This is a genomic window from Natrinema sp. 74 (assembly GCF_046097095.1).
Taxonomy (GTDB): Archaea; Halobacteriota; Halobacteria; order Halobacteriales; family Natrialbaceae; genus Natrinema.
In genome coordinates this window covers 1,216,835-1,234,946 of the sequence record NZ_CP175698.1, presented here as the reverse complement: position 1 = coordinate 1,234,946, position 18,112 = coordinate 1,216,835, and the positions used below count along the sequence as shown (strand labels likewise).

20 protein-coding genes are annotated in these 18,112 nt (G+C 66.3%); 12 read left to right on the top strand and 8 right to left on the bottom strand.

Annotated elements, in window-relative coordinates:
• Nucleotides 1–69: 69 nt before the first annotated feature.
• Nucleotides 70–1,437: an NRAMP family divalent metal transporter gene (locus ACJ70B_RS06125; protein ID WP_408959531.1), complete on the top strand. Its 1,368-nt coding sequence runs from the start codon at nucleotides 70–72 to the stop codon at nucleotides 1,435–1,437.
• A 23-nt stretch (nucleotides 1,438–1,460) separates the two neighbouring features.
• Here ACJ70B_RS06125 and ACJ70B_RS06120 read toward each other — a convergent pair whose 3' ends face one another.
• Nucleotides 1,461–1,619, bottom strand: coding sequence for a hypothetical protein (locus tag ACJ70B_RS06120; RefSeq protein ID WP_408959530.1), 159 nt, complete (start codon nucleotides 1,617–1,619; stop codon nucleotides 1,461–1,463).
• Nucleotides 1,620–1,967: 348 nt separating this feature from the next.
• Here ACJ70B_RS06120 and ACJ70B_RS06115 point away from each other — a divergent pair, with 348 nt between their 5' ends.
• Nucleotides 1,968–2,678 carry an HAD family hydrolase gene (locus ACJ70B_RS06115; protein WP_408959529.1) on the top strand — a complete coding sequence of 237 codons (711 nt, stop codon included), beginning with the start codon at nucleotides 1,968–1,970 and terminating at the stop codon, nucleotides 2,676–2,678.
• A 73-nt stretch (nucleotides 2,679–2,751) separates the two neighbouring features.
• Here ACJ70B_RS06115 and ACJ70B_RS06110 read toward each other — a convergent pair whose 3' ends face one another.
• Nucleotides 2,752–3,189: a GNAT family N-acetyltransferase gene (locus ACJ70B_RS06110; RefSeq protein WP_408959528.1), complete on the bottom strand. Its 438-nt coding sequence runs from the start codon at nucleotides 3,187–3,189 to the stop codon at nucleotides 2,752–2,754.
• A gap of 169 nt (nucleotides 3,190–3,358) precedes the next feature.
• Nucleotides 3,359–4,621 (bottom strand): isocitrate dehydrogenase (NADP(+)), encoded by a 1,263-nt coding sequence (icd, locus tag ACJ70B_RS06105; protein WP_408959527.1) that lies wholly within the window; start codon nucleotides 4,619–4,621, stop codon nucleotides 3,359–3,361.
• A gap of 688 nt (nucleotides 4,622–5,309) precedes the next feature.
• On the opposite strand from icd, the gene ACJ70B_RS06100 reads away from it, so the two are divergent.
• Both ACJ70B_RS06100 and map read left to right on the top strand, forming a co-directional pair.
• Entirely contained in the window at nucleotides 5,310–5,453 is a 144-nt protein-coding gene (locus ACJ70B_RS06100; RefSeq protein ID WP_408959526.1) for a hypothetical protein, read from the top strand.
• Between the two features lie 55 nt (nucleotides 5,454–5,508).
• Complete coding sequence (gene map / locus ACJ70B_RS06095) at nucleotides 5,509–6,405, top strand: type II methionyl aminopeptidase (RefSeq protein WP_408959525.1); 897 nt, start codon at nucleotides 5,509–5,511, stop codon at nucleotides 6,403–6,405.
• Between the two features lie 119 nt (nucleotides 6,406–6,524).
• Here the strand turns inward: map and ACJ70B_RS06090 are convergent, their stop codons facing one another.
• Nucleotides 6,525–6,725: a hypothetical protein gene (locus ACJ70B_RS06090; protein ID WP_408959524.1), complete on the bottom strand. Its 201-nt coding sequence runs from the start codon at nucleotides 6,723–6,725 to the stop codon at nucleotides 6,525–6,527.
• Nucleotides 6,726–6,981: 256 nt separating this feature from the next.
• Here ACJ70B_RS06090 and ACJ70B_RS06085 point away from each other — a divergent pair, with 256 nt between their 5' ends.
• Nucleotides 6,982–7,524: an HIT family protein gene (locus ACJ70B_RS06085; RefSeq protein WP_408959523.1), complete on the top strand. Its 543-nt coding sequence runs from the start codon at nucleotides 6,982–6,984 to the stop codon at nucleotides 7,522–7,524.
• A 113-nt stretch (nucleotides 7,525–7,637) separates the two neighbouring features.
• The gene (locus tag ACJ70B_RS06080; RefSeq protein WP_408959522.1) at nucleotides 7,638–8,045 is read left to right on the top strand and encodes a cupin domain-containing protein; all 408 of its coding nucleotides are present in this window, start codon (nucleotides 7,638–7,640) and stop codon (nucleotides 8,043–8,045) included.
• A gap of 22 nt (nucleotides 8,046–8,067) precedes the next feature.
• Here ACJ70B_RS06080 and ACJ70B_RS06075 read toward each other — a convergent pair whose 3' ends face one another.
• Nucleotides 8,068–8,304 (bottom strand): glutathione S-transferase N-terminal domain-containing protein, encoded by a 237-nt coding sequence (locus ACJ70B_RS06075; protein WP_408959521.1) that lies wholly within the window; start codon nucleotides 8,302–8,304, stop codon nucleotides 8,068–8,070.
• A 188-nt stretch (nucleotides 8,305–8,492) separates the two neighbouring features.
• On the opposite strand from ACJ70B_RS06075, the gene ACJ70B_RS06070 reads away from it, so the two are divergent.
• Complete coding sequence (locus ACJ70B_RS06070; RefSeq protein ID WP_408959520.1) at nucleotides 8,493–8,972, top strand: redoxin domain-containing protein; 480 nt, start codon at nucleotides 8,493–8,495, stop codon at nucleotides 8,970–8,972.
• A 144-nt stretch (nucleotides 8,973–9,116) separates the two neighbouring features.
• Here the strand turns inward: ACJ70B_RS06070 and ACJ70B_RS06065 are convergent, their stop codons facing one another.
• On the bottom strand, nucleotides 9,117–10,370 hold the full coding sequence (locus tag ACJ70B_RS06065; RefSeq protein WP_408959519.1) for a tRNA (N(6)-L-threonylcarbamoyladenosine(37)-C(2))-methylthiotransferase: 1,254 nt from the start codon (nucleotides 10,368–10,370) through the stop codon (nucleotides 9,117–9,119).
• Nucleotides 10,371–10,569: 199 nt separating this feature from the next.
• Here ACJ70B_RS06065 and ACJ70B_RS06060 point away from each other — a divergent pair, with 199 nt between their 5' ends.
• From ACJ70B_RS06060 to ACJ70B_RS06040, 5 genes are read left to right on the top strand one after another with little or no spacing between them, the layout of a single operon-like run.
• Nucleotides 10,570–11,667, top strand: a complete 1,098-nt coding sequence (locus ACJ70B_RS06060) for a M48 family metalloprotease (protein WP_408959518.1) — start codon at nucleotides 10,570–10,572, stop codon at nucleotides 11,665–11,667.
• A complete protein-coding gene (locus ACJ70B_RS06055) occupies nucleotides 11,664–13,253 on the top strand; it encodes a DUF4129 domain-containing protein (protein WP_408959517.1) in 1,590 nt (529 codons plus the stop codon). Before ACJ70B_RS06060 ends, ACJ70B_RS06055 begins: the two co-directional genes overlap by 4 nt.
• Nucleotides 13,250–13,921, top strand: a complete 672-nt coding sequence (locus ACJ70B_RS06050) for a hypothetical protein (protein WP_408959516.1) — start codon at nucleotides 13,250–13,252, stop codon at nucleotides 13,919–13,921. Before ACJ70B_RS06055 ends, ACJ70B_RS06050 begins: the two co-directional genes overlap by 4 nt.
• Nucleotides 13,918–15,243 (top strand): DUF58 domain-containing protein, encoded by a 1,326-nt coding sequence (locus ACJ70B_RS06045; RefSeq protein ID WP_408959515.1) that lies wholly within the window; start codon nucleotides 13,918–13,920, stop codon nucleotides 15,241–15,243. Before ACJ70B_RS06050 ends, ACJ70B_RS06045 begins: the two co-directional genes overlap by 4 nt.
• Nucleotides 15,240–16,619, top strand: a complete 1,380-nt coding sequence (locus ACJ70B_RS06040) for a hypothetical protein (protein WP_408959514.1) — start codon at nucleotides 15,240–15,242, stop codon at nucleotides 16,617–16,619. Before ACJ70B_RS06045 ends, ACJ70B_RS06040 begins: the two co-directional genes overlap by 4 nt.
• Here ACJ70B_RS06040 and ACJ70B_RS06035 read toward each other — a convergent pair.
• Both ACJ70B_RS06035 and ACJ70B_RS06030 read right to left on the bottom strand, forming a co-directional pair.
• On the bottom strand, nucleotides 16,605–17,573 hold the full coding sequence (locus ACJ70B_RS06035) for an AAA family ATPase (RefSeq protein WP_408959513.1): 969 nt from the start codon (nucleotides 17,571–17,573) through the stop codon (nucleotides 16,605–16,607). The genes ACJ70B_RS06040 and ACJ70B_RS06035 overlap by 15 nt on opposite strands.
• Nucleotides 17,574–17,687: 114 nt before the next feature.
• The gene (locus tag ACJ70B_RS06030; RefSeq protein ID WP_408959512.1) at nucleotides 17,688–18,038 is read right to left on the bottom strand and encodes a hypothetical protein; all 351 of its coding nucleotides are present in this window, start codon (nucleotides 18,036–18,038) and stop codon (nucleotides 17,688–17,690) included.
• Nucleotides 18,039–18,112 lie beyond the last annotated feature (74 nt).

The window sequence follows — 18,112 nt, the reverse complement described above, 5'->3', positions numbered from 1 at the left end:
GACTGGGCTCGACTGCCCGCAACTCGAGAATACCACGGAGTTATATATCGCAGTTCGAAAGGGTGCCCGATGGCAACCGAACAGCAGTCGGTGGGACGTGGAGGAATCGGAACGGCGCTCGAGCGACTGGGGCCGACGTGGGTGGCCGGCGCGATTGCAGCGGGGCCGGCGACGATGGGCAGCCTGCTCGTCGCGGGCGCGAGATTCGAGTACGCCCTGCTGTGGGTCGTCGTCCTGTCGGCGGTGCTGGGGACGGTCGGCCAGTACCTCGCGATGCGGCTGGGACTGCTCACGGAGGCAGGACTCGTCTCGGTCGTAGAACGCCACCTCGGCTCGTTCTGGGCATGGGTGCTCGTGATTGATGCGCTGCTCGCCGCAGGATTGGCCCAGCTCGTCATCATGAAGACGCTCGCGTCGGTCAGCGCGACGATGGTCGCCGAGGCAGGCGTCGGTGTCGCGGCCCTGACTGACCCCCGATTCTGGGGCGTCGCGTGGGCGGTCATCCTCGCGCTGGGGCTCGCCGGCGGTGGGTACCGCGTTGCGGAGTTCGGGGCCAAACTGCTGGTCTCGATCGTCGTCGTCGCGTTCGTCGCGAGCGCGTTCGTCGTGCCGATCGATCCTGCGGCAGCGGCGAGCGGGCTGATTCCCGCGATTCCGGCGGGCGTCGACGGCGCGCTCGTCGCCGCGGGCATCCTCGGCGGCGCGGTCCACATCACGCTGCTGACGATGCAGAGCTACACGATGCGCGAACGCGGCTGGACCGCCCGCGACACGGACGTCGCGGCGGTCGACGTCGTGAGTTCGATGCTCATCGCGTTCGGCGTCTTCAGCCTCGGCGTCTTCCTCGTCGCGGCGAGCGTCCTCCCGGCGGCCGGCGTCGATCCCGCGACGATCGACGGCATCGGAGCCGCGCAAACACTCGGGCCGGTCGCCGGCGCGTACGCCACCTGGGTGTTCCTCGCCGGCCTCCTCGGCGCGGCCGTCTCGACGCTCGGCGGGAACACGATCGTCCCGCCGTACCTGCTCGCCGACAAACTCGGCTGGGAACGCTCCACCGACGACGGCCGCTACCGGGCCGCCGTCGCCGCCGTCGCGCTCGTCTCCGCCGGCGGCGCGTTCCTCGGCGGTTCGTTCTTCCAACTGCTCGCACTCACGCTGGCGTTCGGCCTCGTCGGCACGCCCTTCGCGATCGCTGTGATCCTCTTTCTGCTGAACGACCCCGACGTCGTCCCGGAGACGAACTCCCTGTCGGCGAACGTCGGCGGGCTCGCACTGTTCGCCGTAACGGTCGTCCTCGCCGGCGAGTTCGTCCGCGGGGAGCTCGAGACGGTCTCGGAACCGGTCTCGGCGTTCGTCGTCGTCTTCGCGGCGGCGATGGCGCTGGCGCTCATCGGACTGGCCGGCAGCTACGCGCGCGATCGGATCAGTACGAACTGACTCGGCCAATCTCGCTCGAGGCGCTATAGCAACACTCCGGCGACGAGCGCGAAGAAAACGAGCAGTCCGCCGCCGGTGATGGCGGCGGCGATCGCGAGCGGGACGAGCAGTCGGCCGAGTCGCTGTGCCGTCGTTACCGTGGTCGCGACCGCGTCTACGGGGGTGCGAACGTCCTGTTCCATATTATCGACGCCAACGCTCTGACCCTTGAAGCTCAGTCAGACGCTCGACAGACGCAGACCGCACGCTCCGGTGGGGCGGCAGCGAAGCCGACTACTCGCCGTACTCCTCGAGCGAGAGACTGCTGTGCTCGGGTAGCAGTTCGTCATCGGAACTCGTCATGTGACGGTCAGATCTCATACCTCGTGTGCAGATTCCGTTCGTATAGCTATCTACGTCAGTTATCACTGAAATCGCGGTGTTTTATTACGAGACTCCAGAGAACAGTCTCTGAGAGTGCCTTTAGTTGTGGCCGTGCTGACCATAGCGTTATCAGTTGGCTATTAGAATAGTATTCTGACGGAAGACGGATGATGAGTGAAAAGAGAAGTCAGATTGAGGCAGTTACCTTTGACCTCGACGATACGTTAGTCCAGTACGAACGCTCTCCCGCAGAGGTTCTTCGGACGTCCTTCGAGATCCTCGAGGTTGAACCGCTCTTTTCTGTCGAGGAGTATTACGCCCGGTACGACGAATTTGCGAGGAAGTGTAATTCGATGGAGGCGCTTCGTTCCGAATGTTTTGCAGCGCTCGCCGCCGAGAACGGATACGAACGGCAACTCGGGCGAGACGTTGCGAATACGTTTAGCAACGAGCGTGACCAGTCGAACGTCGAATTACTACCGTCAGCCGATCGTGTCTTGGACGAGTTCAGTCGACGGTACCAGGTAGCCATCATTACGAACGGGGCACGGGATGCCCAACAGCGAAAGATCGGTGCTGTCGATCTCGAGCAGTGGACGGATACGGCGGTCGTCGCGGGTCGTAACCTGTTGCCGAAACCGAATTCAGAACCCTTTGAACGCGCGATGGAGTCGCTCGACGTCTCCCCATCGACCACCGTTCACGTCGGTGATTCGCTGGAAACGGATATCGCCGGCGCAACCGCTGCCGGACTCGATTCCGTCTGGATTTCTCCCGACGACGACCGACAGGGATTCGATCCGACGTACCGAGTAGCTTCTATCGGCGATCTTTTGCAGCCCCCGTGGACGGCGGACTCTGTGAGCGATACACGGTAATTCGTCTCTCTGTACTGATCGCGAGTTTCACGAATGAACCCAGAAGTGGCAGCGAGCGTGCGAACCGAACGAGTCAGTTCACCGGCTTCCGCATTTCGACATGGGGAATCCCTGCCTCCTCGAATTCCTCGCCGCGCCGTTCGTAGCCGAGGTCGCGATAGAAGCCGGCTGCTCGCGTCTGCGAGTGGAGCTTCAACGCCGAGAACCCGAGCGTGGCGGCACGCTCCTCGAGTGTCGCCATTAGCGCGCGACCCACGCCTTCGCCCCGGCACGGCTCGAGGACGGCGACGCGCTCGACTTTGCCGACGTCGTCTGCGGGTTCGCGGAGCCGGGCCGCGCCGATCGGCTCGTCGCCGTCGTACGCGATGAAATGGACGGCAGCATGGTCACGGCCGTCGTACTCCAGTTCCTCGTCGACGCCCTGTTCCTCGACGAACACCACGTTGCGGACCGCGAACGCGTCCTCGCGCTCTCGCTCGGTCTCGGCGACGCGAACCTCGAACTCGGCCATCGCGTGGCGGTACGCTCGCCGGGAGTGAGAGCGTTACGACACGGCACCGGTGGCACCGTTTATCGCGTCGGTAGAAGAAATGGCAGAGATCGAATGCGCTCGCGGCCGTGTTACGAGAGCTTCTCGAGAGCGTCAGACCGCTTCGCGGCCTGACTGCCCGAGAAACGGTCTACGACAGTTTCTCGATGTTGTCGACGACTTCCTCGGCGTACTCGCTGGTGGCGAGTTTCTCGGCATCCTCGAGTTGGCGCTCTAGATCGTAGGTGACCTTGCCGGAGGAGATGGTCTCCTCGACGGCGTCGCGCACGAGGTCGGCGGCGTCGTCCCAGCCGATGTAATCGAGCATCATGCGGCCCGAGAGGATCATGGCGGTCGGGTTGACCTTGTCCTGGCCCTCGTACTTGGGCGCGGAGCCGTGGACGGGCTCGGCCAGCAGGAGGCCGTCACCGAAGTTGGAACCGGGGGCGATGCCGAGGCCGCCGATCTGCGCGCCAGCGGCGTCGGACATGTAGTCCCCGTTCAAGTTCATCGTCGCGATGACGTCGTAGTTGTCGGTGCGGGTCAGCAGCTGCTGGAGCATGTTGTCCGCGATGCGGTCGTTGACGACGAGTACGTCGTCGTCGGCCTCGCCGTCTTGCTCCTCCCAGAGGGTGTCCTCGGTGATGACCGTGTCGCCGTACTCCTCTTCTGCGACCTCGTAGCCCCAGTCGCGGAACTGGCCCTCGGTGAACTTCATGATGTTACCCTTGTGGACCAGCGTGACCGAGTCACGGTCGTGCTCTAAGGCGTAATCGATGGCGCGGCGGACGAGTCGCTTCGTGCCGAACTCCGTGATCGGCTTGACGCCGATGCCGACGGGGCCGTCGTGGATGGTGCTGTCGAAGCCCATCTCGTCTTCGACGAACGCCTTGACCTGCTCGACTTCGTCGGTGCCTTCCTCCCACTCGATGCCGGCGTAGACGTCTTCCGTGTTCTCACGGAAGGTGACCATGTCCATCTGCTCGGGCTCGGAGACGGGAGACGGGACGCCCTCGAGGTGGTAGGTCGGGCGAACGTTCGCGTAGAGGTCGAGCTTCTTGCGCAGTGCAACGTTCAGCGAGCGGAAGCCGGCACCGACGGGCGTCGTCAGCGGGCCCTTGATCGCGACGCGGTGCTCTTTGATGGCCTCGACGGTCTCGGCGGGCAGGTTCTCGTCGTACTTCTCGCGGGCGGACTCGCCGGCGTAGACGCGCATCCAGTTGATTTCACGGCCGGTCGCCTCCGCGGCGGCCTCGAGGACCTTCTGTGCGGCGGGGCCGACGTCGCTCCCCACGCCATCACCGTAGATAATCGGGATAACCGGGTCGTCAGGCACCTCGAGTTCGTCTTCGGTGCCCTCCTTCAGCGTAATCTTTTCCCCCTCGTCGGGGACCTCGATCTTGTCGTAACTCATCTCGTCTACACGGTTCTTCGACGGGGGTAAAAGGTCTCTCATTTCCGTTTCGGCCTGGCAAAAATTGAACGAACTCCCGTTTTTTCGCCCCTTCAGTAACGGCAAAACCGGGCGTGAGAAGCATCGATCGCAGAAATTGGATGATAATTCGTGCAATATAACTCGAGTTTACATCGACATTGAGCGAACGATCGGCACACAGAGCGGACGGAGGGTCGCGTTCAGGCGGTGTCTCGTTGAGTCAACCGCCCGGTCGAAATGGGCCGAACCGGCGAGCACGAACGAACCGCTCATCGGTCCGGGAGATGTCGAAACGACGTCAGGCGTGCCTGCGAAGCACTGACAACGCGAAAATCGGTGGGGGCCGCCGCGAAACCGGCGCGGATCCACCCGCCGGGTACGTTCGTGCGCCGGTCTCACGGTGGCCGACTGCCGAGCCGACGTCAGCGTCCGGTGACGATCGCTCGGTTCGTGGCGTCTCTCACGCCACCTGAACCCGGGGCGCGAACGGATATAATCCGTGCGACCGTTTCACGGGTCTCGAGGTCGACACGCGCGATTTCTTCCGCAAACGGTTAGCGAGCGAAGATATCCGTGGGCACACCGCACTCGACCGTCGTCGTCCGGGCTGCGGTTTCGACAAACGTCGAGGCATAGATTTATTATTGACGTACCCGTGGCTCGATACATGCTCCGACCACCGCAGTACGCGGCGAAACAGTGTCCACACTGTACCGCGACGCTGTCGAACGTTCAGGGCGTCGCCGTCTGTCTCGACTGCCACTGGGTCGATGGAACTCGCCGCCCCGTCGGCGACCGGACGGGGGAGTAGCGGCGTTCGACGGCGAGACGGAACCTCTTTTTGTCGATCGATGTAAGTCAGACGCATGGCTGAATCCGAGGTGGACCTCGAGTCCGAGCAGTACGACAAACATCGCGAAGCCGGCGAGATCCTCGCGCAGGTACGCGAGGAGGCCGCCGAGCGCGTCGAGGTCGGTGCGAGCCACCTCGAGGTCGCCGAGTGGGCCGAAGACCGCATCCGGGAACTCGGTGGCCAGCCCGCCTTCCCGGTCAACATCTCCATCGACGAGGAGGCGGCCCACGCGACGCCGTCGATCGACGACGAGACGACCTTCGGCGAGGAGATGGTCAACTTGGACATCGGCGTCCACGTCGACGGCTGGCTGGCCGACACCGCTATCACCGTCGATCTCTCTGGCAACCCCGAACTGGCCGAAGCGCCCGAACAGGCCCTCGAGGCCGCCCTCGAGATCGTCGAACCCGGCGTCGACACCGGCGAGATCGGCGCAGAGATCGAGGACGTCATCGACGGCTACGGCTACAACCCCGTCGTCAACCTTACCGGGCACGGACTGGGCCACTGGGAACAACACACCAGCCCGAACATTCCTAACCGCGCCGTCTCCCAGGGTGCGACCCTCGAGGTCGGCGACGTCGTTGCGATCGAGCCGTTCGCGACCGACGGCGGCGGCAAGGTCACCGAGGGCGCAACCGAGGAAATCTTCTCGCTCGAGCGCGAGGGCAACGTCCGCAACCGGCAGGCCCGCGAGGCCCTAGACCAGATCACCGAGGAGTTCCGCACGCTGCCCTTTGCGACGCGGTGGCTCGAGACCGACCGGCCGGAGATGGCGCTGCGCCGACTCAAGCGCAACGACATCGTCCACGGCTATCCGGTGCTCAAAGAGGACGACGGCTTCCTCGTTAGTCAGAAAGAGCATACGATCATCGTCACCGAGGACGGCTGCGAAGTGACGACCGAGTGAGTACCCGATGGCGGTTTGAATCGGTAATACTCGGAGCGACCGCGACCGCCTCGATTGGTATCTAAAGCGGGAGACCGGGCAACGAGAGCAGTATGGCGCTATCCGCGTCCGAATCGGCTTCAGGCGTTGTTCATCCGCTGGCTCGTTCGGTTCCCACACCGCTGACACTCGCTGACGCGGTACGGTTCGCGGGAGAACTGTGCGTTCTCTTGCTTGAGGCTCTCGGTCCTGATCTGGACGGATACCTCATGGAGTGTCTCTAAGTCGCATTCTTCACAGTGCTCGGTCATCCCGTTGAATGAGTCGTCGGTCGTTGCCATTACCGAAGTACTTGCAGTAGCCTCCTCTTAAAGCCATGCTTCATTTTGAACCGTGAGTTGTGGAAACCGCAAGTGGGCATTAACACCGGGGTAAAATCGGACGAGAACGTTCTATATCGTTTATAGATCTCTCTCGAACTTTCGTAGCGATATCGGAAATCTCCCGCGACGCGAGGTCGGTGGCCGAGCGCTGGATCGATCACCGCGAGCGACGGGGGACTGAAACGCTTTTGGCGCGCCTCGAGTGGTACCCGATATGGAGCAGGTGTTTGCACCGTGGCGGATCGAGTGGATCAGACGCGAGGAGAAGAATCCGGACGTTACCGACTGCGTCTTCTGTGAGTTGCCCGAACGGGACGCCGATCGCGAACACCGGATCGTCGCGCGCAGCGAGCACGCGTTCGTCATGTTGAACAACTATCCGTACAACCCGGGCCACGCGATGGTGATACCGCATGTACATACCGGCGATTACGGCGCGCTCGCGGACGATGTCCTCCTCGATCACGCTCGTTTGAAACAGCGCACGTTCGATGCACTCGACGCCGCCTTCGAACCGGACGGCTTCAACGCCGGCTTGAACCTCGGCGACGGTGCCGGCGGCTCGATCGACGACCACCTGCACACCCACGTCGTTCCGCGATGGCAGGGCGATACTAACTTCATGCCCGTCATCAGCGACACGACGGTGATCGTCGAGGCGCTCGAGGCGACCTACGACCACCTCCACGACGCGTTCGCCACCCAGGACGGCGTGACCGTCACCGACGAGTCCGACGCCGTCGCCGTTGATCGCTGATCACCACCGCGTCGGCCTCCCAATCCCGCTCGAGCGACGCGAGTCGCCGTTGCCAGCAATCCAGGCCGGGCAACCAGACCCTTTTCCCCTCCGCCACCATGCACAATGGTAGCATGGACTACGACGTGGTCCACACCGATGACGTACCGATCACCGACCTCTCCGATATCGACGAGATCCCGCCCGATCTGCGCATCCGGGCGATCGACGAGATCTTCGACACCAATTCACTCAACGTCAAACTCTGGTACTTCGAACCGGGCGAGGAGATCGGCTACCACGCCCACAACGAACAGGAGGAACTCTACTACGTTCTCGAGGGCGAGTTCTCGCTGAAACTCGGTCGCTCGGGCGAGACGGAGTTCGTCGACGCCGGTCCGGGGACGTTCTGGGTTGCAAAACCCGAGGTCGGCCACGGCCACCGCAACGTGGGCGACGAGGAGGGTGTGATCTTGGCGATCGGCGCGCCCGCGGTCGACGATCCGGGCGTCGACCCCCACGGTCTCGACGACGACGCGTAGCGATCGGCGGCCGTTCACTCCGTCAGGCGTACGTCGTCTCGAGGTAATCGAGGATGCGCTCGGACTCGGCCATCGTCACACCGCGGTCCTCGTCGACGACGACCGGCACCTGTCGCTGGCCCGAGACGCGCTTGACCTCGTCACGTGTCGAGTGGAGCCCTTCGACCCAGACGCTCTCGTAATCGACGTCCAGTTCCTCGAGCCGATCGACAACGTGTTCGCAGTACGGACAGCCTTCCAGTCGGTAGAGCGTGAACATGCCCGGTGCTATGGCATACATCGGCAAAAGGATACGCCTCGCTCGAGGCCCTCGGAGAACGCCCACCGTCTCGGTTCGGTGACCGCCGCCGTCGGTTCCGCCACACGCTCGTCGGTGTTCACGACGCGGCCTCGCCGACAGATTCCCGCTACGCCGAGTTTTTTGTCGTCGCGCGAGCATCCATGCGTATGCCACCGACCGAGGGCGAGACCGTCGCCGATGTCGAGGCGGTTCTCTGTGACGGCGAGACGTTCCGATCGACGGCGCTTTCCGACGCGCTCGGCGCTCGCGGCGGCGTCATCGTCTCGACCGGCTTCGCGTTCAGCGCCATCGCACGGAACTGGTGGAAACGGTTCGTCCGCGCCGGCTGGGACGAGTTCGAGGACGTGTCAATTCTCGGCGTAAGCCGGGACGGCCCCTACGCGCAAAACGAGTTCCTCCGCTGGCTGAACCGGCCGGGGTTTCAGTTCTTCGCGGACGTCGACGGAACGGTAAGCGGGTCGCTCGAGTTGCTGACCGACCGGACGCACATGGCCGGCGTCTCGACGCCCCGTCGCTCCGCGTTCGTTCTCGGTCCCGACCGCGAGGTTCGATACGCCTTCGTCGCGGACGACTGGATTTCGCCGCTTCCGCGCGAGGAGATCGAGGCCGCCGTCGTAGAGTGTTGACGGTCGCGAGCCGCAGGCTCAGCGACCGGTGCGTTGTTCGTCTCCGCGAAAACGAGTATTTGCCGTGCGCTCGAGGGGATTCGCCAACCGGACGACCCTGTTTCGGGGCGATCCCGTCTCGTCCAGTAGCGGTCGACCTCGCGCTTAGATCGGCGTCCCGAACGCGTACATCGTCTCGTGGGCCGTCACCTCGAGATCGACGAAGTCGCCGGGCGCTATGCCGTAGTCGTCCGCATTCTGCACGATGATCTGGCGGTAGGCCGAGTCGCGACACTTCACGGAGTCGGCGGTGCCCTCTTCGACGACGAGGCAGTCCTCGCGACGCTCGCCGACCATGTCCGCATAGGCGTCGGCGACGATTTCGCGCTTGGCCGCGCTCATCTCCTTCGACCGCTCCTTCTTGACGGTGCCGCCAAGTCCCTTCATGTCGGCGGCGTCGGTGCCCGGCCGCTTCGAGAAGCGGGTGACGTTGATCTTCTCCGGGCGAGTCTCGCGCAGCAGCGCCATCGACTGCTCGTGATCGTGTTCGGTCTCGGTCGGGAAGCCGACAATGAAGTCCGTCGAGAGCGTCCAGTAGTCAAGCGCCGCGTCGAAGGTCTCGACGACCTCGAGGTACTCCTCGACCTGATGCTGGCGGCGCATGTCGCCGAGCACGTCGTCCGAGCCGGATTGGACCGGCGCGTGCAGGAAGTCGTAGAGTTCGTCGTTCGCGGCGAAGACTTCGGCGAGTTCCTCGCGGATGCCGTGGACCCCCTTCGGGTTGGCCATCCCCACGCGAACGCGGAAGTCGCCCTCGAGTTCGCAGATGCGCTCGAGCAGGCGGTGGAGTTTGCGCTCGCCCTCGTCCCAGCCGTAGACGCCGGTGTCCTGGCCCGTAATACGGATTTCTTTCGCGCCCGCGTGAATCAGCGCGCGGGCCTTCTCGACGTTCTCCTTGATCGGCGGCGAGTCGATCTTGCCGGTCGCCTTCTTGGTGATGCAATAGGAGCAGTCGGACATACAGCCCCGCGCGATGGGGAGGATGCCGACGACGCCGTCTATGATCGGCTCGGCGTCGGGTGTCGTCGTCGGACACTCGCCGTTGGTGACCGCCTCGGGAACCTCGTCCCAGTGGAGTACCTGCCCGTCGACGTCCGCCTGCGCGAACTCCTCGCCCTGGGCCAGGGCCATACAGCCGGTGATGAAGAGGTCGGCCGTCTCGTCGGCCAACTCCTCGGCCCGCCGGAGCATGTTGCGCTCGGTCTTCTCGACGACGGTACAGGTATTTAAGATGGCCACGTCCGCCTCGTCGGCACTGTCGACTCGGTAGTGACCCGCGTCTCGGAGCCGTCGCTCGATCTCACGGCTCTCCCCGCGGTTGGACGTACAGCCGTACGTCTCGATGTGATACCGAGCCATTCGTCTTGGTCCACCGTCGGGTGCGGGAAGGCAAAAGCCCGACGGATCCCGGTCGCGACCGTGACCCGTCGGCTCAAGCCGTTACCGCCGGTGGCGGTCGGCGCTTTGCCGGTCGATCCGCACCGGTCGTGAATACTGAGTTGTACGTCACCCGAAAATTTTTGCACGGTGGGGAACGAACCACTGTCAACGAACTCCCATGAATCTTCGAGTGCGAATGTGTGCGGTCCTCGCGGTGTTCGTCGCGGTCAACGCCGCGTTCGTCTTCGCGGTGTGTTGGGCCTACGGCGTCCTCCTGCCGGGGATCGTCGGCGGAGCGCTCGTCTTCCTCCGGCACGGTTCCGTCGCCTTCGATTTCGTCCGACTACCGATCTCGTGGCCGGCCGCCCTGCTGTTGATCGGCGGCTTTCTCGCGGCACAGATTTACTACGGCTATCGGCACCTCCTCTCTGAGACGCGCGGTACCGTCGGTGACGCGGATCACGCCGTCACTCGAATCGTCCGTCGGCTGGCGATGACTGCCGACGTCCCGGAACCCGACGTCCGCGTCGTCGACGATGAGACGCCGAGCTGTTACACCGTCGGGCGGTTCACCGACGCGACGATCGTCGTCACGACGGGACTGGTCGCGACCCTCGACGCAGACGAACTCGAGGCGGTGCTGGCCCACGAGCTCGCCCACGTCGCGAATCGGGACGTGACGCTGATGACAATCGCGACGCTGTTTCTCGAGATCGCCGACCGGGCCTACCACGCGGCGGGGCTGGCTCGGCGCGCGCTGTCCGACCCTAGCGGGCTGTCCGTCGGCGGCCGCGTGGCGCTGTACTGGTTCCTCCCGCTGGTCGCACTGACCTACGTCTTCGTCGCGCCGATCCTGTGGGCGTTTCCCGCAGTCGCCAACTGGGCGACGCGCACGCTCTCACGGACTCGCGAGTTCGCCGCCGACACCGCGGCCGCGACGATTACGGGCTCGCCGCTGGCGCTTGCGACCGCGTTGCTGACGATCTCCGAGGCGACGCCGACGCCCGCGACGGACCTCCGAACGGGCAAGATCCGCGCATTGTGTATCGTCCCCTCCGAACCGATCGCCGGCGACGAGACCGCGTCGCTACCACGGGTTCGGCGGCCGGCTGACACCGCCCACCGTCGCGAGCGCGTGACGGCGTGGCTCGAGGGGGCGACACCGTCGGCTCCCGTTGACGCCGACGATCCGTCCGGCACGCATCCGCCCGTCGAGGCCCGGATCCGGAACCTCAGCGACATCGCGACCGAACTCGAGACGGAGGCGCGACCGTGACGGGGACACGCCGGGTCCTCGTTCTCGCCGGCTGTCTCTGCTGTCTGCTTCTGGTCGCGAGCGCGCTGCCCGCGGCCGATCCCCGAATCGACCGGCCCGGCGAGCGCGGGGGCGAACCGATCGCCGGCGATTGGGAGTCGATAGAGGGGACGCCGGACTTCAGCCTGCCGGCGGCCGACGATACCGATGAGCACACCGACGAGACGGCCGATGACGAGATCGAGATTGAGGGCAAGATCGAACCGGGCAATAACGTGACCGTCAAGACTGAGCAGACCGGATGGTACCGGCCGAAGACGATCCGCGTCAACGGCGAGAACGTGACCGAGACCAGCCGATTCGGCCGCGCCAATATCACCGTTCCATACAACGAGACGATGACCGTTACGATCCCGGATCTCAACCGCTCGCGGACCGTCAGCGTTCCGACGGCGGCGACGATCACCACCCGCGGCGGCGCGGCTCCGGCTCACGACCTCGAGCTCCGGGCGACCGTCGGATCGACGCCGGTGGAAAACGCGACGGTGTTGCTCGACGGGGAGGCCGTCGAGACGACCAACGCGAACGGCGAGGCGTCGGTGCGTATGCCGGACACTGCCGGTTCGGTGGACGTGCGCGTCGAACGCGGCCCGGTCACGGGCGACACCACTGTCGAGATCGCCGAACCGACCGTCAAGTTCGTCTCCCCGCTGTTGTTCCCCGGCGGACCGGCTCCGGTACAGGTGTCGGCCGACGGCCACGGCGTTTCGGACGCGACGGTCTCGCTCGAGAGCGGTGGGTCGTCGGTGACCGGCGATGACGGGCGCACGCGGATCTGGCTCCCGATCGATGACGGGGCGACCGTAACCGCCGAGGTGGGCAACGAGACCGCGACGGCGACCGTCGGGAACCTCTACCTGCGGCTGACGGCCGTCGCCGTGTTCATCCCCGGGTTCTGCATCGGTGGCATCTTAACCTATTTCCGGCTGGTCGCCGCCGGCGAGCGCCGTCGCGGGAGCGGGGCCGGTGGCACCGGCTGGTTCCTCGCGCTCGCAGATGTCGTCGCCGGGCTGGCTGACTCGGTCGCAGCGCTGTTTCGCGGCGATCGCACTCCCCTGTCGCTGTCGTTCTCGCTTCCGCGTCCCTCGCTCGCGCGGCCGTCGCTCGCATCGGTCGGTCACGCGTTCGGGATGGTACCGTCGCTCGGCTTGCTCACTCGGTCGCGGGACCGCGAACGCGGGTCGGCGCTCGGCGATCTACTCGGAACGACCGACGACAAGGCGGCCGACGGACCCGACGAGGACCACGGCCACGACCTGGCGGCCGAACCGCTCGCACCTCGCGGGCCACGTGCCGATGTCCGCAAAGCGTGGCACGCGTTCGTCGATCGCCTCGAGATCGACGACCGGGAGACGGCGACGCCAGGTGACGTCGCTCGTCAGGCGCTCGCCGCCGGCTTTCCGGCCGATCGGGTCGATCGTCTCGTCTCGCACGTCCGTGAGATCGAGTACGGCGGCCACAGCCCGTCTCCGGAGCGGGTCGACGCCGTGTGGGAGACGGTGAGCGAACTGCTCGCGTCGGAGCCCGACGAGGAGGGATCGTCATGAGCCGCCGCTCGCCTCCGGATTCCAGGCGGACACTCGCGGCTCGACTTCCGTCGATCGATCCGGAGACGGTCGCCGCCACTGCCGTCGCTGTTGGCGTCGTTCTGGCGATCGGGACGGTGTTGTTCGGTGGCTTCGCACCGGACAGCCGACCCTTCGTCTCGCTTCTCTATCCGCTGGCGCTGCTGTTTCCGGCGCTGGGTGCAGTGCTCGTCCTCGGCGTGTGCTGGTGGCTGTGGGACGACGACGGCTCGAGCGCGCCGCCGTTACTCGAGGGGAACCCGCCCGAAACGATGGAGACGTGTGCGGACGAGTGGCTCGGCCGCGAGACGGAGCGGGAACTCACGAACGCCGCTCGCGGCTGGTACGCTTGCTCGATGACGGGATCGGCCGCCGACGTTCGCCGACGGCTCGTCGAGGGCGCGGTCCGCACCCTTACGACGAAATACGGGCTCGCAACGGCGGCGGCGCGCGAGGCCGTCCGGTCGGGGTCGTGGACCGACGATCCGGTCGCCGCCGCGTTCCTCGCCGACGACCTGCGCCAGCCCCCTCGCGAACGGCGACGCGCGGCGATCGATCCCGGCGCGGCGTACGACCGCCGCGTCCGTCGGACGCTCGACGCGATCGAGGCGCTCGACGGGCAGGTGACGGACCCGGAGGTGGCTCAATGAGCCAGCGGACCGTCGATCGGCTCGAGAACGGGAAGTGGGCCGTCGCGACGACGGTCGCGATCGCCGGCCTCGGACTCGGCGTCGGCAGCCAACTGCTCGTCGCCGCCGCGACGCTACCGCTGTGGTACGTCGGCGCGGCCGCCCTCGGGTCCGAGGGAGACGCGATGGTACGCGTTCACCGGCGGCTCCACGTCGCCGACGGGACGGCCGGCGACAGGGACACTGATGGGCCCGTCTCCGGCGATCCTGGCGATACCATCACCGTACGGATGACCGTCCAGAATACCGGTTCGGAGCCGATCGTCGATGTACGCGTCGTCGACGGCGTCCCCGAGGCGCTGCCAGTCGTCTCCGGCTCTCCGCGGGCGTGTGTCTCCCTCGAGCCGCTCGCGGAGACGACCGTCGAGTACGACCTCGAGCTCCGTCGCGGCGAGCACGCCTTCGACGACGCCACGGTTCGCACGCGTGATCTCACGGGAACGGTCGCCGAGACGTGGCGAGCGAGCGTCGACGGCGGCGACGCGGTGACGTGTTCGCCGGCCGTCGAGTCGGCTCCGCTCGGCGACGGCACGAACGAGCACGTGGGCGAGGTACCGACCGATGAGGGCGGTACCGGGGTCGAATTCCACTCCGTCCGCGAGTACGAGCCCGGCGATCCGGTCGGGGCGATCGACTGGCGGCGCTACGCCAATACGCGGGAGCTGGCGACCGTCGAGTACCGCGCCGAGCGGGCGACGCGGACCGTCTGCGTCGTCGACGCCCGCGCGAGTCAGTTCCGTGTGGCGACCGCCACGCGACCGCCCGCGATCGAACGCTCGGCCAACGCCGCCGAACGGACGTTCGAGGCGCTGATCGACGCGGGCCACTCGACCGGCGTCGTCGGTCTCCACGACCGACGAGTAACCGGCGTCTCGCCGGGGGACAACGCCGCGACGCGACGGGAGGCGTCGCGCCTGTTCGCGGAGCTACGGTCGGCCGATCCCGACTACTGGTCGTTTCGGCAGTCGCAGACGAGCGATCCCGTCTCGAGCGTCGTCGACCGCCTCCCGGACGAGGCGCAGGTGTACCTGTTCACCTCGTTCGTCGACGACGCGCCGGTCGACCTCGTCAAGCGGCTGCGAGCGCACGGATACGCCGTCCGCGTTGTTTCGCCAGACGTGACGGCCGATGCCGACGCCCTCGAGACGCGGTTACAGGCGCTCGATCGGCGGACGCGACTCGGCCGCGCTCGCGCAACCGGCGCGTGCGTCGTCGACTGGGACCACGGGCGACCGCTCGAGCCGGTCCTCCGCAGGACGGTCGGAGAGGTGAGTAGCCGATGAGCGCACCCGACGGCCGGCTCCCGGCGACGACGCGGCGGGCGATCGCCCTCGCCGCGGGTGTCGGGACGCTCGCGCTCGCCGTCTTCGAACCGATGGTCGTCCTCGGCGTCGGCCTCGGACTCGCCCTCGCGGTGTCGATCGGCCTGTTCGCCGGCTCGTACCGCCGCGTCGCGCTCGGGTCGGCGTTCGTGCCGCTCATTGTCGGCGGCGGTATCGTCGCTGTCGCCGTCATTGGAGCGCCAGTTCCAGGCCTCGTGACCGCCGTAAGCATGATCGTCGCCGTCGCCGCCGCCGGCGTCGTCACCGGCTGGCCGCGACCGGCCGTACTCGTTCGAGCGGGGGCGGCCACGCTGTGTGCAGCGGTCGTCGCCGCCGCCGCGGCGCTGCTCGCGCTGGGCGTCGATTCGGCCGGCGGCCCGCGATCGGCCCTCGACGCGGTGCTATGGGTCACCGGCGACGGGATGGTCGGGACGGGCGTCGCGATCGGTGCTGCTTGCGTCACCGTCATCGGCGCGCTCGTGCTCGTTCCGCAGGCAGCAGTCACCAGGCCACAGGATCGCAGTTCGTACGTCTCGTCTCGCAACGGCCTCGCTGCAGCGATTGCGGTCGCGACCGTGCTCGCGCTCGCCGCCCTGTTCGTACTGGCAATCCTCTCCTCGTTCGCGGCACCGCTCCGGGACCTCGCCGACGCGATCGGACACAGTGCCGTCGTACACGGCCTGCTTACGACCGTGACCGCGGTGGCAATCGCCGTCTCCGCGTTTGCGGTCGTCGTCCGCTGGTCGTGGCTTTACACCGAGCAGCGACGCAACGTCGTCGTCCCGATCGTGGCCGGCGCGGTCGCCGGTGTCGGCTTTGCGGCCGCGGGCGCGATCGGGGTCACGGGTTCGGCTGGCCGCTCGGCGGTGTTCCTCGGCGCGACAGCGGTCGTCCTCGGCCTCGGCTGGAGCGCGGCGTGGGTCGCCGAAGGGGCGATGCGGAAAAACACCCTCCCCGCCATAGCGACCGTCCTCGCCGTCGCGCTGGCCGCCGGTGGCGTCGTCGTCGGTGCGACCGTCGACGTCGTCACGCTCGGACTCGAGACGGTGCGGGCCGGGGGAGCGACGGTCGTTGCGATCGCGACCGCCTCGTTCGCCTTCGACGCCGGCCGCTACGGGCGCGGACTCGGCCGCGAGATCGGCCCCAGCGCGTCCCGCCGGCCCCAGCTCGTGCGGCTCGGCTGGAGCGCCGCGGTGGCGGGCGTCGGTCTCTTGGCCGCCGCTCTGGGACTGGCAGTCGCGACACTTCTCGCGCCGACGCTGTCGATCCCGGCGACGGCCGGTGCGGTCGCTGCGCTGCTCGCGTTGCTTGCCGGGGCGTGGTTACTGGTTCGCTGAGGGCGGTTCCATCGCCGGGACTTCACACTGCTCGAGGACCGAATCGACGACCGCGCGCCGGGAGACGCCGTCGACGCTCGCGTCGGGCATCAACACGAGCCGGTGGGCGAGCGTGGGGCGAGCGATCCGTTTGACGTCTTCGGGCACGACGTACTCGCGACCCTCGAGGACGGCTCGCGCCCGACTCAGTTCGAATAGCCGCTGGACGCCCCGCGGGGAGACGCCGACGTCGACGCGACCGTCGGTCCGAGTGGCGCGACAGACGGCACCGATGTAGTCGCGCATCGGCCCTTCGACGGTGACCGTTTCGGGGACGCGCTGGAGTTCGCGGACCGTCTCGCGGTCGACCACCGACTCGACGGTCGGATCCGGCCGATCGCGGTCGGCGCGGCGGTCGATCAGTTCGCGCGTTCCGTCTTCGTCGGGGTAGCCGAGTGCAGTCTCAATCATAAAGCGGTCGCGCTGGGCTTCGGGCAGCTCGAACGTCCCCTCCTGTTCGACGGGATTTTGCGTCGCGATGACCACGAACGGCTCCGGAAGCTCGTGGGTCTCGCCGTCGACGGTGACCTGTTCTTCTGCCATCGCCTCGAGCAAGGCGGCCTGCGTCTTCGGCGGCGCGCGGTTGATCTCGTCGGCCAGTACGACGTTTGCAAACACCGGTCCGGGCGTGAAGTGGAACTCGCCGGTCTCCTCCTCGAAGACGTACGAGCCGGTGATGTCCGACGGCATGAGATCGGGGGTGAACTGGATCCGGGAGAACTCCAGCCCGAGCGCGGTCGCGAACGATCGCGCTGTCAGCGTCTTACCCGTTCCGGGTACGTCCTCGAGGAGGACGTGTCCGCGAGCGAGGAGTCCGGCAGTGATCTCCTCGAGGACGGTTCGATCGGCGACGACGGCGGAGCGAATTTCGTCGACGACGGCGTCGGCCGTCGCCGCGGCGTCGGGGACTGACATACGGATACAGTTGTCTACGAAAATATATATCTCACGACTATCGACACGATCGGCGGCGGTCGGTCGTCGGGCGGAGCGACTCGTCGTCGAATCACTTCGCTTCGACGACCGGCGTTACTCGTTGTCTGTTCTCAGCGACGCGGTGGCGTTGGACGAGCCGCTCCGGAAGACGAGATAGAGGACTAACACCGCGATCAGGAAGTCGAACCCGTGCTCGACGAGGTGGTGGACCGTCATCGGAACGAGACCGAGGACGGTCCCGAGTCCAGTGATCGAGCGGACGACGAGGACGCCGAGGACGACGCAGATGAGCCAGTAGCGGACCGTTCGTCGACGGGAGTACGCGACGAGTCCGACGACGAACAGGGCGGTCGTCCCGAGTACCGCGAGGACAATGATGCCGATGAGGACGGGCGCGAGTTGCGGATTCAGCCACTCCCCCGTGACAGACGTTGCAGACACCATGCAATCGTACCGGTACTCGGTCCGACGGCTACCTATTCGTGTCGGTCTTTCCGACCGGACAGCGCCGGCGGATC